The sequence below is a fragment of the Pseudomonas sp. MYb193 genome (assembly GCF_002966775.1).
Lineage (GTDB): Bacteria > Pseudomonadota > Gammaproteobacteria > Pseudomonadales > Pseudomonadaceae > Aquipseudomonas > Aquipseudomonas paracarnis.
In genome coordinates this window covers 1,269,897-1,282,440 of the sequence record NZ_CP023269.1, presented here as the reverse complement: position 1 = coordinate 1,282,440, position 12,544 = coordinate 1,269,897, and the positions used below count along the sequence as shown (strand labels likewise).

General features: G+C 61.2%; 9 protein-coding genes. 6 read left to right on the top strand and 3 right to left on the bottom strand.

Annotation, left to right across the window (positions count from 1 at the left end; all coding sequences use genetic code 11):
• The first annotated feature begins 174 nt into the window (after nt 1-174).
• Together CLM72_RS05855 and CLM72_RS05850 are read left to right on the top strand one after the other, a co-directional pair.
• Complete coding sequence (locus tag CLM72_RS05855; RefSeq protein WP_057701439.1) at nt 175-684, top strand: PadR family transcriptional regulator; 510 nt, start codon at nt 175-177, stop codon at nt 682-684.
• A complete protein-coding gene (locus CLM72_RS05850; protein WP_105225880.1) occupies nt 681-1,448 on the top strand; it encodes a siderophore-interacting protein in 768 nt (255 codons plus the stop codon). The genes CLM72_RS05855 and CLM72_RS05850 overlap by 4 nt, the downstream gene beginning before the upstream one ends.
• Before the next feature lie 47 nt (nt 1,449-1,495).
• On the opposite strand, the gene CLM72_RS05845 is transcribed toward CLM72_RS05850, so the two are convergent.
• Complete coding sequence (locus CLM72_RS05845; RefSeq protein ID WP_054897682.1) at nt 1,496-2,122, bottom strand: Pr6Pr family membrane protein; 627 nt, start codon at nt 2,120-2,122, stop codon at nt 1,496-1,498.
• Between the two features lie 4 nt (nt 2,123-2,126).
• On the bottom strand, nt 2,127-2,360 hold the full coding sequence (locus CLM72_RS05840; protein WP_010212838.1) for a VF530 family DNA-binding protein: 234 nt from the start codon (nt 2,358-2,360) through the stop codon (nt 2,127-2,129).
• 170 nt (nt 2,361-2,530) lie between these two features.
• Here CLM72_RS05840 and CLM72_RS05835 point away from each other — a divergent pair, with 170 nt between their 5' ends.
• The 4 genes from CLM72_RS05835 (at nt 2,531) to CLM72_RS05820 (ending at nt 9,904) form a co-directional block, all read left to right on the top strand.
• Nucleotides 2,531-4,549, top strand: a complete 2,019-nt coding sequence (locus CLM72_RS05835) for a TonB-dependent receptor (protein WP_105225879.1) — start codon at nt 2,531-2,533, stop codon at nt 4,547-4,549.
• A 481-nt stretch (nt 4,550-5,030) separates the two neighbouring features.
• Nucleotides 5,031-7,448, top strand: a complete 2,418-nt coding sequence (locus tag CLM72_RS05830; RefSeq protein ID WP_105225878.1) for a glucose/quinate/shikimate family membrane-bound PQQ-dependent dehydrogenase — start codon at nt 5,031-5,033, stop codon at nt 7,446-7,448.
• Nucleotides 7,449-7,614: 166 nt separating this feature from the next.
• The gene (locus CLM72_RS05825; protein WP_105225877.1) at nt 7,615-8,460 is read left to right on the top strand and encodes a 2OG-Fe(II) oxygenase; all 846 of its coding nucleotides are present in this window, start codon (nt 7,615-7,617) and stop codon (nt 8,458-8,460) included.
• Nucleotides 8,461-8,494: 34 nt separating this feature from the next.
• Nucleotides 8,495-9,904 (top strand): pyridoxal-dependent decarboxylase, encoded by a 1,410-nt coding sequence (locus CLM72_RS05820; RefSeq protein WP_105225876.1) that lies wholly within the window; start codon nt 8,495-8,497, stop codon nt 9,902-9,904.
• A 125-nt stretch (nt 9,905-10,029) separates the two neighbouring features.
• Here CLM72_RS05820 and CLM72_RS05815 read toward each other — a convergent pair whose 3' ends face one another.
• Nucleotides 10,030-12,366 (bottom strand): bifunctional diguanylate cyclase/phosphodiesterase, encoded by a 2,337-nt coding sequence (locus CLM72_RS05815; RefSeq protein ID WP_105225875.1) that lies wholly within the window; start codon nt 12,364-12,366, stop codon nt 10,030-10,032.
• Nucleotides 12,367-12,544 lie beyond the last annotated feature (178 nt).

The following is a 12,544-nucleotide window of genomic DNA, read 5'->3' as shown; positions in this document are numbered from 1 at the left end:
CCTAAACTTAACTGAGTTTAAACTCTAATTAAAGTTATGACTCTAAAATTAATCGTATTCTACGTATTCCAAGGTCCTCTGCCGGAAAAGGCGCCGACGACCGTTGGTCGCCAAGCCCTATCGTCACATTAAGATATATCTTAAGTTATATCTAAACCTGTCTGGAGAGCCTGCATGAGAAACGAACCTCGCGGTGAATTCGAAAAACGTGGTGGTCGCGGTCCTCGCGTCTTCGCACCGGGTGATCTGAAATTACTGCTGCTGGCGCTGATCGCCGAACAGCCATGCCACGGCTACGACCTGATCCGCCGCATCGAAAGCCTGTTCGACGGCGCCTACAGCCCCAGCCCCGGCGTGATCTACCCGACCCTGACCTTCCTCGAAGAGAGCGAGCTGATCAGCGGCACTGCCGAAGGCGGGAAAAAACACTACACAATCACCGACGCCGGTCGTCTCTTCTTAAGCGAGCAAGCGGTTGCTCTGGACGGCGTGCGCATGCGCATCGATGTGAGCAAACGCTCGCTGCGCGGCCACGATCGCCCACCCGAGATTCATGAGGCGGTGCACAACCTGCGCCATGCCTTGCATTCGCACAACGGGCACTGGAGCCCGCAGGAAATCGTTCGTGTTGCGGCGCTGCTCAATCGCACCGCCCAAGCCATTGCCGACGGGACAGACCAATGAACACACAAGCCATTCATCGCGTGACTCACGAAATCAAACGCCGCCGCCTGGAAGTGCTGCGGGTGGTGGACATCACCCCGCGCATGCGCCGCATCACACTGGGCGGGCCTGAGCTGGCGGGCTTTATCAGCCTGGGCAGCGACGATCACATCAAGCTGCTGTTCCCGCAGAACGCCGCCGAGCAAGCGGCGCTGGAAAGCCCGACGTTCGCCATCAAGGGCGACGGCCCGCAACCGGCCATGCGCGACTACACGCCACGACGCTACGACCTGAAAATCGGCGAGCTGGATATCGACTTCGTGCTGCATGGCGATGGCCCTGCGTCTACCTGGGCCGAGCAGGCGCAGGTCGGTCAGCACCTGTATATCGGTGGGCCACGAGGCTCGATGATCGTGCCGGACATTTTCGACAGCTACCTGCTGATCGGCGACGAAACCGCCTTGCCCGCCATCGGTCGACGCCTGGAAGAACTGCCGGCCGGGCGCAAGGTGCTGGCGGTGATTGAAATCGCCGATGCGGCGGAACAACAGGTGCTCGGCAGCGCAGCCGAAGTCGAGGTGATCTGGGTTCTGCGCGGCCAGGATGACCTGCTCGATGTGGTGCGCAACCTGACGCTGCCCAGCGGCACGCTGTACAGCTTTGTCGCCACCGAAACCAAGTTGTCACGCCAGGTACGGCGGGTGCTGCTGGATACGCACAAGGTCAATGAGGAATACCTCAAGGCCGTGGGTTACTGGCGTGCTGAGGGCAGCGAAGAAGAATGAATAAGGTGGGAGCTGGCTTGCCTGCTCCCACCTTAATGGCGCTCACTTTAAATCGAGGGTGATTTGAGGCGCTTGTCCAGGCCAACGATCACCAGCCCAATGACGATAAACCCTGCCAAAATCCCTCCGGCATTCACAAACACTTGTGGATAACCGAGGCTGTCCACATCCATGAACGGGTACTGATACTGCCCGAGCATATGCCCCCGCAGCAGCACATAACCGAAGTACACCAATGGGTAGATCACCCAGCCGGCAATGTGTTTGAGCCGCAACGTACCCTTGGGCACACACCGCCACCAATACACCACAAACAACAACGGCATGACGTCGTGCAGCAATTCATCGGCGATAAATTGAAAGCCTTGCGGGCTCCACAGATGCCGCAGCAGCAGGTTGTAGGCCAGGCTCACCACCACGATGCTCGCGGCGATCGCGCTACTGATGCGAGGCGCGAGGAAAAACCGCTTGGCGGCTGAGTCGCGCTTGACCAGTGAGTAGCTGAGCACCACGACCACCAGGGTATTGGTCAGAACGGTGAAGAAGCTGAAGAAACTGATCAAGCCGCCCAGCAAGCTCGCGCCACTGGCCCAGCGCGAATACAGAATCAGATATTGCTGGATCGCCAACCCCACCCAACCGGCGAGTGCAGCCGTTGCGACAAAACGCTTCATGGGCTCAGTCCAGCGGGCGTTTGGTGCGCATCAGCTTGACGTACAACCCCTCGACTTTTTCCCGCGCCCAGGGCGTCTTGCGCAGGAAGGTCAGGCTCGACTTGATACTCGGGTCACTCTTGAAGCAGCGGACATCAATGCGCTCGGCCAAGCCGCTCCACTCGTAATGTTCCACCAGGGTGGTGAGCACGTGCTGCAGGGTCACACCGTGGAGCGGGTCGTTGCTTGTCGCGGTCATGCCGGGCCTTTTGCAAAAAGAGGAAACACAGCCGCGCACCTTAGCCGACGGGGCGTGCAGGTGGAAGCATGGCATTGAATATAGCCCGTCAGGAAAAGTTCCCCTCCCTAACAAAAAAGAGATGTTATATTGTAACTTAAGTTATCAGTCATTTTGCCCAGGAATATCCGATGTCGCTGCCTTCTCTCTGGCGCTTGTCGCCCCTCGCCGCCGCCCTGTTGATTGGCTCCCAGGCCCATGCCCTGGAACTGCCACCCCAAGTGGTCACTGGCAACCCGCTGGGCAGCACACAACTCGCCTCGCCCACCACCGTGCTGGAAGGCGATGACCTGACCCTGCAACAAAAAGGCAGCCTCGGTGAAACCCTGAACAAGCAGCCGGGCGTGTCGTCTTCGTACTTTGGCCCGGGGGCCAGCCGCCCGATCATTCGCGGCCAGGATGGCGACCGCATTCGCATCCTGCGCAACGGCGTGGGGGCGCTGGATGCCTCGTCGCTGTCCTACGACCACGCGGTGCCCCTGGACCCGATCAACGTTGACCGCATCGAAATCGTAAGGGGCCCGGCCGCCCTGCTGTACGGCGGCAGCGCCATCGGTGGGGTGGTCAACACCTTCGACAATCGCATCCCCACCGAGGCCATTGAAGGCATCCATGGCGCCGGCGAGTTGCGCTACGGCGGTGCCGACACCACCCGCAGCAGCGCGGGCAAGCTGGAAGCCGGCAACGGCAGCTTCGCCTTGCACCTGGATGCCAATGGCCGCGAGTTCAACGACCTGAAAATTCCAGGCTATGCCCGCAGCCGGCATGCACCGGAGAGCGAGAACGGCCCCGGCAAAAATGGGCGCCTGGGTAACAGCAATGGGCGTCAGGACGGCGGTGCAGTAGGCGGTTCCTACACCTGGGACGATGGTTATGCCGGGCTGTCCTACAGCAACTACGACAGTAACTACGGCTCACCTGCCGAGCAGGATGTGCGCATCCGCATGAAACAGGACCACTACGCCTTTGCGTCCGAGATCCGCAACCTGCAAGGGCCGTTTACTTCGGTGAAACTCGACGCCGGTTACACCGACTACGAACACCGCGAAATCGAAGGCGGCGAAACCGGCACCACCTTCAAGAACAAAGGCTATGAAGCCCGCGTCGAAGCCCGCCACCAGCCGATTGGTCCGTTCGATGGGGTGGTCGGCGCCCAAGTGACGCGCAACGAGTTCTCGGCCCTGGGCGAAGAAGCCTTCGTGCCGCAGACCGACACCAACGCCGGCGCGCTGTTTATCCTCGAAGAAATGCAAGCCACCGAGCGCCTCAAACTCAGCCTCGGCGCACGCCTGGAACACACCAGCGTCGACCCGAACGCCAAGGGCAACGAGCGTTTTGCCAATGCCGACAAAAGCAATAACTTCACCGCAGGCAGCCTGTCGTCTGGCGCGGTCTACACCCTTACCCCGGTCTGGTCCCTGGCCGCCACCCTCGGCTACACCGAACGCGCGCCGACCTTTTACGAGCTGTACGCCAACGGCGCCCACGTTGCCACCGGTACCTACGAGTTGGGCGATGCCAACCTGAAGAAAGAAAAGGCCGTGTCCAGCGACCTGGCCCTGCGCTTTGACAACGGCACCCACAAGGGCAGCTTCGGCGTGTTCTATAGCCACTTCTCCAATTACATCGGCTTGTTGGGCACGGGTCGTACCCTGAACGATGAAGGCGAAGAGGACGCGAGTGGTATTCCCGAGTACGAATATTCTGGCGTGCGCGCACGTTTCGCCGGCTTCGAAGCCCAGGATCACTGGAAGCTCGGCGAAGGCGCCTACGGTAAGTTTGCGCTGGAACTGTCGGGCGACTACACCCGCGCCACCAACCTGGACACCGGCGAAGCCTTGCCGCGCATTGCGCCATTGCGTTTGAACAGCGGCTTGCTGTGGGAACTGGATCGCTGGCAGGCGCGTATCGATGTGGAACATGCCGCAGGCCAAGGGCGTGTGCCGGACAACGAAAGCGGCACCGATGGCTACACCACCCTCGGTGCCAGCGCGGGGTATCGCTTCAATGTGGGCGGCAGCCAGTGGCTGGCGTTCGTCAATGGCGAGAACCTGACCAACCAGACCGTGCGCTATGCCAGCTCGATCCTGCGCGACATCGCGCCGGCGCCAGGTAGAAGCGTTCAGTTCGGCGTTCGCACTACGTTCTAATCATCACCGCAAATCCTTTGTGGGAGCGGGCTTGCCCGCGAAAGCGCTGGGTCAGTCAACATCACTGTTTGCTGGACCGACGTCTTCGCAGGCAAGCCAGCTCCCACATTTGATCGTCGTCGCGTTGAGCATAGCGTTCGCGTGACTGATCGGTATTGCAGCGACTATCTGTCACTGTTACCAAAACTGAAATGATGCATCTTGCGATTCACCCTTTCTCAAAACGCCCCGCCGCATTATCCTTCGCAACAATCTGAAACGCTTCACCTCCCGGTCGACTCCCTTTGCCGAATCTCTTCCTGCACAAAGACAGCGCTGTCTTGAATCGACCTGCGCCAGGGGATTGATTGCCCGCCTGTGGATAACCAGGTTATCCACAGAAAAAACCAAAAATAACGATGAACCAAGCCCGAGCCGAATCGTCATCTACAGTGAGTGAAGCACGGGGTTACATAATTCCAACGTAACGGAGAAACACACTATGAGCACTGATGGTGCCTCAAGCCCAAGCCGCCTGTTGCCCAGGCTGCTAGGCGTCTTGCTGCTGATCATGGGGCTGGCCTTGCTGGCTGGCGGTGTCAAGCTGAGCATGCTCGGCGGGTCGCTGTACTACCTGCTGGCCGGTATCGGCATCACCCTGACCGGCGTGCTGCTGCTGGCCACCCAACGCGCCGCGCTGGGCTTGTACGCACTGGTGTTGTTCGCCAGCACCGTGTGGGCCCTGTGGGAAGTCGGCCTGGACTGGTGGCAGTTGGTACCGCGCCTGGCCCTGCTGTTCGCCTTGGGCATCGTCATGCTGTTGCCGTGGTTTCGTCGTCCGTTGCTGCGTGGCCAAGCCGCACCGCTGGGCACTGGCGCGCTGAGCGTTGCCGTGGTGCTGGCGGGCGCTACTGCCCTGGCCAGCCAATTCACCAACCCAGGTGAAATGGTCAAGACCGGCCAACTGGACCGCGACGCGGTGCCGGGCATGGCCAGTGCTGCGCCAACCCAGGCCGATGGCGACTGGAACTCCTATGGCCGCTCGGCCTTTGGTGATCGTTACTCGCCACTGGCACAGATCACCCCGGAGAACGCCCATAAGCTGGTGCCGGCGTGGACTTATCGCACGGGCGACATCCCTGGCCCAGGCGATCCCGGTGAAACCACCGCGGAAAATACCCCGCTGAAAGTCAATGGCATGCTCTACGTGTGCACACCGCACAGCCAAGTGATTGCCCTGGACCCGGATACCGGCAAGGAAATCTGGCGTTTCGACCCGAAGATCACCACCCAGGGTGCTGAGAGCTTCAAAGGTTGGGCGCACATGACTTGCCGTGGCGTGTCGTACCACGATGACGCTGCCTACGCTTCCGAGCAGAGCCCGACTGGCACTGCCAGCCCGGCCGCCGCACCGAATGCCTGCCCGAAACGCATCTTCGTGCCGACTGCCGACACCCGTCTGATCGCCCTGAACGCCGACACCGGCAAGATGTGCGAAGACTTCGGTGACAAAGGCCAGGTCGACCTGCGCGCCAACATTGGCAGCTTCGCCCCAGGCGGTTACTACTCCACGTCGCCACCGGCCGTGACCAAGAACCTGGTCGTGATCGGCGGTCACGTGACCGACAACGTTTCCATCGACGAGCCAAGCGGCGTGATCCGCGCGTTCGACGTGCACACCGGCAAGCTGGTGTGGAACTGGGACAGCGGCAACCCGGACGACACCACCCCGTTGGCCGAGGGCAAGACCTACACCCGCAACTCGCCGAACATGTGGTCCATGTTCGCCGTGGATGAAAAACTCGGCATGCTCTACCTGCCGATGGGCAACCAGATGCCCGACCAGTACGGCGGCGACCGTACCGATGAGTCCGAGAAATACGCCGCGGGCCTGACCGCCCTGGACATCGACACCGGCCACGTGAAGTGGACCTTCCAGTTCACCCACCACGACCTGTGGGACATGGACGTGGGCGGCCAGCCTTCGCTGATCGACATCAAGACCGCTGCGGGCGTGAAGCAGGCAGTGATGGCGTCGACCAAGCAAGGCAGCATCTACGTGCTGGACCGCGCCACTGGCCAGCCAGTGGTGCCGGTCAATGAAATCCCGGTGCCACAGGGCGCAGTGGCGGGCGACCGCACCTCCCCGACCCAACCCAAGTCCGACCTGAACTTCATGCCGCCGCCGTTGAAAGAGCGCGACATGTGGGGCGTGACACCGTTCGACCAGATGCTGTGCCGGATCGACTTCAAATCCATGCGCTACGACGGCCCGTTCACCCCGCCGTCCCTGCAAGGTTCGATCGTGTACCCAGGCAACTTCGGCGTGTTCGACTGGGGCGGTATCTCGGTTGACCCGGTACGCCAGATCGCCTTCGTGAACCCAAGCTACATGGCGTTCAAATCGAAGCTGATCCCGGCTGCCGACATTGCCAAGCAAGGCCCACGCGTCAGCGAAACCGAAGGCGTGCAGCCGAACAAAGGCGCCCCGTATGGTGTGATCCTTGAAGCACTGCTGTCGCCGATGGGCCTGCCGTGCCAGGCACCGGCCTGGGGCTACGTGGCGGCGGTCGACCTGACCACCCACCAGACCATCTGGATGCACAAGAACGGCACCGTGCGCGACAGCTCGCCGGTTCCAATCCCACTGACCATGGGCGTGCCTAGCCTGGGTGGTACGTTCACCACCGCCGGTGGCGTCGCGTTCCTCAGCGGCACCCTGGACCAGTACCTGCGTGCCTATGACGTGAAAAACGGCAAGCAACTGTGGGAAGGCCGCCTGCCTGCAGGCGCGCAAACCACCCCGATGACCTACACCGGCAAGGACGGCAAGCAATACGTGCTGGTCATGGCGGGCGGTCACGGCTCCCTGGGGACCAAGCAGGGTGATTATGTAATGGCGTTCAAACTGCCGGATTAAGTAGCGCTGGCGGTACAAAAAAGCGGCGGCCCGGATGGGCAGCCGCTTTTTTTTGCCTGCTGAAAATACCCCCGTGGTTTCTCCTCAACCCTTTAAAACTAATTTAGTGCACACGCCCTGCGTAATACAAAGCGTACGGATAAAACTTTAAAGGGAGCTTCACTGCATGACGGACCATGTCGCTACAAAACCGATTCTTTCCACCCCCACAAAAATCCTGGAGCTTGAACACCTCAATACTGCCAGTTTGAAAAAACTCATCAGTGGCCAAGTGCTTGCCATTCGGGTACCTGAATTTGCCAACGCAACCACCAGCGCACGGTTGATTCAGGCCATCGACGATACCGCCACGCTGGAACACTACGGCCATGAAACCTACGAAGCGGGCCGCGTCGTTCAGCACTTCTATGGCGTGCATCGCTGGGGCACCCCGTTCAATTCCACGTACGGTAAGGCCGCCGGCGGTGATGCCCAAGAAAAATATTATGCAGACGCGGCCCGTATGCGCGGCCTTATCGACAGCCTCTGTGCGCCGCAAAAACCGCCCATTCAACAGCTGATGGAACAGTTCCAGGCGCTCTGGCCGCAAGGTGCAACAGCCGCTTCGTTCCAGGGCCGACCGATGTTTTGCGGGATCATCCGCGTCATGTTCCCGGAGACGGCGCACCTCTCGGAAACGGTGCCCCATGTGGATTGCCTGCCCCGCACAATCGCTGAACTGCAGCATCAATTCAGCGCCAATATCTACCTGCAAACACCGCCTTCGGGGGGCGAGTTGATCATCTGGGATACCCAAGCCTTTAGCTATGATGAGGTCAAGCGCTTCGAAGGTGCCCAACTGCCCGAAGAGTGTTTACAAAAACCGCTGCGCATCCGCCCACGCAAGAACGAACTGGTGCTCATCAATACCCGCCGCCCCCACGCCATCTGCGGGTTCGATTCGGGAAAACGCGTCAGCATGCAGTCGTTTATCGGCTATACCCCCGGTGAACCGTTTTACTTCTGGTGCTAATACTTTTATTGCTCGTGCACATGGACGTTTACCTATGACCCCCGAAGAATTCCGCCAACATGGCTATGCCATGATCGACCTGATTGCAGACTACCGACAGAACATCGAACAACGCGGCGTGCAGCCCACCACCCAACCTGGCGAGATCAAAGCCGCCCTGCCGGTCAGCCCGCCTGAAACCGCCGAACCGTTCGAACAGATCATGGGCGACGTCGAAAAACTGATCATGCCCGGCTTGCTGCATTGGCAGCATCCCAGTTTCTTCGGGTTCTTCCCTTCCAATGTGGAACTGTCCTCAGTGCTGGGCGATTGCCTGAGCACCGGCCTGGGTGTGATTGGGTTGTCCTGGCAATCCAGCCCGGCCCTCACCGAAATAGAGGAAGTCACTACTGACTGGCTGCGCGACATGCTCGGCCTGGGCAACACGTGGAGCGGTGTGATCCAGGACTCTGCGTCCACCTCCACGCTGGTGGCGCTTATCAGCGCCCGGGAACGCAGCTCCGATTACGCGCTGATGCACAACGGCCTGCAAAACAGTGGCGCGCCCCTGATCGTCTACACCTCAGCCCATGCCCACAGCTCGGTCAACAAAGCGGCGATCCTGGCCGGGTTCGGCCAGAACCATATCCGCACCATCGCCACCGACGCACACAATGCGATGTCGCCCCAGGCACTGGCGCACGCCATCGAACAGGACCTGGCCGCCGGTAACACGCCCTGCGTGGTGATTGCCACCACCGGCACCACGGCCGCCATGGCGATCGACCCCCTGGATGCAATTGGCGAACTGACCCAACGCTACGGCCTGTGGCTGCATGTGGACTCGGCCATGGCCGGCGCCGCAATGATCCTGCCGGAATGCAGGGCCTTGTGGGATGGCATCGAAAAGGCTGACTCGCTAGTGCTCAACCCGCACAAATGGCTGGGCGCGGCCTTCGATTGCTCGGTGTACTTCGTGCGCGACCCCGAGCATTTGATTCGCATCATGACCACCAACCCGAGTTACCTGCAGTCCAGCGCAGACGGCCAAGTCAGAAACTACCGTGACTGGCGGATCTCCCTGGGCAGCCGTTTCCGCGCCTTGAAGTTGTGGTTCCTGATACGCGAGCAAGGCGTCAGCGGCCTGCAAGCACGGTTGCGTCGAGACCTGGCCAATGCGCGCTGGCTGGCAGAGCAGATCGAAGCCAGCGAACACTGGACGCTGGTGGCCACGCCCGCCTTGCAAACCCTGTGCATTCGCCATGAGCCGCCGGGTTTGGAAGGCCAGGCACTGGATCATCACACGCGAGCCTGGGCAGAAAAACTCAACCAGTCAGGCGATGCCTACGTCACACCCGCCATCCTCGATGAGCGCTGGATGGTGCGGGTGTCCATCGGCGCGCTGGGCACCGAGCGTCAGCATGTCCAAAGGTTGTGGGTGCGATTGCAAGCCCTGGTCGCTTGAACGCTGCCAAAGTAGCCCCCCTGTGGCGAGGGAGCTTGCTCCCGCTGGGCTGCGCAGCGGCCCCAAAATCCTGGGAGCGCTTCGCACTCCAGCGGGAGCAAGCTCCCTCGCCACAGTTAAACTGTCTAGGTTGGCACCCGCTCACGCCGCATCCACCGCTCGAACGCCGTGGCATTGAGCGGCCGGCTGATCAGGTAGCCCTGGGCCGTGTCGCAGCTCCAGCGTTTGAGCAAGGTGAGGCTGTGTTCGAACTCCACGCCCTCGGCCACCACCTTGAGCCCCAGGCTATGGCTCATCTCGATGGTGGAGCGCACGATCACCCCGTCGCCGCTGGTGCTGTCGAGGTTGCGCACAAAGGACTGGTCGATCTTCAGCTCTTGTACCGGCAGGCGCTGCAACTGTGCGAGGGAGGAGTAACCGGTGCCGAAATCATCCACCGACAGGCTGATCCCGCAATTGCGCAGCTGCTCCAGCACGCTGAGGGCCTGCTGCGGGTTGTGCATGATGGCGCTCTCGGTGATTTCAAAAATCAAATGCTCGGCGCCCACATGGTATTGAGCCAATAGCGCAGTGACGCGAATCGCCAAGTCATCATCCGCCAAGTCGTTCACGGAGATGTTCACCGACAGCTGGATAACCAGCCCACGCTGTGCCCATTCGGCAATCTGGCGGATGGCTTCCTCGATCACCCACAGGGTCAGGGCACCCATGCTGCCAGTGCGTTCGGCCAAAGGAATGAACTCCCCGGGAGACACTTGCCCCAGCGTCGGGTGTTGCCAGCGCAGCAAGGCTTCGGCCTGGCTCACGTGCCCGTGCCGCAGGTCGAGCTTGGGCTGGTAGCACAGGAACAACTCGCCTTCGATCACGGCGCGGCGCAAGTCGCGAATCAGGGTGATCTGGCGTTGGTGAGCGAGGTCGCGGTCCGGTTGGTAGATCTGCAAATGCCCCGGCAGGTTGGCCGCGTCGTGCCGGGCGATGGCCGCGCGGTTGATCAACTCTTCCACCTGCTGCCCATCGGCAGGGTACGCGGCGATGCCGATGCTCACCTCATGGCGCACTTCGTCATTGCCGATGCGCAGGGGTTCGGTCAACGCCCCATGCAACTGGTCGGCGCGGGCCACGGCGCAGTCGATCTCGGTGTTTTCCAGCAACAACAGAAACTCACTGCCGGCAATGCGCGCCGCGGTGTCGCTGGCCAACAGGCTACTGGACAAGCAGCGGCTGGCCTCGCACAACATGTGCTCGACACCTTCGGGGCCAAACCCTTCGCTGATGATCCGGTAGTTTTCGATCCCCACGTACAGCAACACCACCGACCGCCGTGCGCTGATCGCACTGCCCAGGCGCTCCATGGCCAGGGCACGGTTGGGCAATCCGGTGAGCGGGTCATGCAAGGCATTGTGGGCCAGTTGCCGTTCGCGCAGGGCGATGCCGCTTTGCATGGCATTGAACGCACGCGCCAGCAGGCCGAACTCGTCGTGGCTGCGCACCCGCACCGGGGTGCGGTAGTCACCGGCCCCGATCCGTTCAGCGGCTTGCACCAGCGCATTGAGCGGGCGTGACACGCGCCGCGCCAGGAATAGCGCTACCGCCAGCGAGACCAGCAGCACCGCCAAGGCAATCCCCATGAACTGCCGGTCCAGCGGCGCGAAGGATTCCAGCGCATGGTCCAGCGGGCTTTGCAGCAACACGCGCACTTCATCGCCTTCGCCGCTGTTGGCCAGGGGCAACACCTGGCTGAGCACACGCTGGCCATGGAACAGCTGGATCTTCGCCTCAGGATCGACCTGCGTGCCATGCAAGAGGCTGATAATGCTTGGGCGCCAATTGCCAGGGTGGGTGGTGAACAGCTGACCGAGATGGCCGTCTTGCACACTGAGGAACGACACCTCCAGGTTGCTCATGGAGCGCAGTTCATGGGCGAATTGCGTGTCCATGGGAAAGCCCATGACCACGCGTGCGATCGGCACAGGCCCGAGCACATCTTTTTGCACCAGCAAATAGGGGCGCCCGGCCATGGCGACGATCAACATTTGCTGGCCGCTGCGCCGCGCCTTGCGCAAGGCATCGGCATACGGGAACAACTGGCCCCGCGTCTGCACCAGCAGGGTACTGACCATGACCCTGTCATCCAGGCCCAGCACCACCACTTCGCTGGAACTGACCCCGGTGCCATGGGTGCCCAGGGCTTCCAGGATCGGCACCGTCCGGCCGCCGGCCACCGCCTGCTTGAACGGCCCATCGGCGGTGAGCCAGTCCAACCCGTACTGCAAGCGCCGCCCGCGCAGGTCCAGCAGGCGCTCGAACACCTGCCGCCCGGTGTTCAACTGTACGTCGGCCTGGTTCTCCACCGCACGGGTGGTGGCAGCGTGCACGGCAAAATAGGTGGCGGCCACGACCACCAGCAACAACAGCGCCAGCACCCCGGCTATGCGGGTCTGAAACGTGTGGCGCCAGTGCATGGCCGCGCCCTCGGGCCGCGCTCGTCGCTCTTGGCCGTGCTTTCCTTGTGTCATACGCGTCCCTGCCGACTGCTAACCGGCGTCAAAAAAACATCCTTTTTTATGGGGAATTTTATTAAAGCAGGTTAGCTGGGACTGGGGATAAGTAAACCCAATAAAAGCTGGGTCTAGACGTCAT

What these genes read in the sequence shown, in the direction of transcription:
- CLM72_RS05850 (WP_105225880.1), top strand. Translation starts at nt 681, where the DNA reads ATGAACACACAAGCCATTCATCGCGTGACTCACGAAATCAAACGCCGC.
- CLM72_RS05820 (WP_105225876.1), top strand. Translation starts at nt 8,495, where the DNA reads ATGACCCCCGAAGAATTCCGCCAACATGGCTATGCCATGATCGACCTG.
- CLM72_RS05815 (WP_105225875.1), bottom strand. Translation starts at nt 12,366, where the DNA reads ATGCACTGGCGCCACACGTTTCAGACCCGCATAGCCGGGGTGCTGGCG.
- CLM72_RS05840 (WP_010212838.1), bottom strand. Translation starts at nt 2,360, where the DNA reads ATGACCGCGACAAGCAACGACCCGCTCCACGGTGTGACCCTGCAGCAC.
- CLM72_RS05825 (WP_105225877.1), top strand. Translation starts at nt 7,615, where the DNA reads ATGACGGACCATGTCGCTACAAAACCGATTCTTTCCACCCCCACAAAA.
- CLM72_RS05830 (WP_105225878.1), top strand. Translation starts at nt 5,031, where the DNA reads ATGAGCACTGATGGTGCCTCAAGCCCAAGCCGCCTGTTGCCCAGGCTG.
- CLM72_RS05855 (WP_057701439.1), top strand. Translation starts at nt 175, where the DNA reads ATGAGAAACGAACCTCGCGGTGAATTCGAAAAACGTGGTGGTCGCGGT.
- CLM72_RS05845 (WP_054897682.1), bottom strand. Translation starts at nt 2,122, where the DNA reads ATGAAGCGTTTTGTCGCAACGGCTGCACTCGCCGGTTGGGTGGGGTTG.
- CLM72_RS05835 (WP_105225879.1), top strand. Translation starts at nt 2,531, where the DNA reads ATGTCGCTGCCTTCTCTCTGGCGCTTGTCGCCCCTCGCCGCCGCCCTG.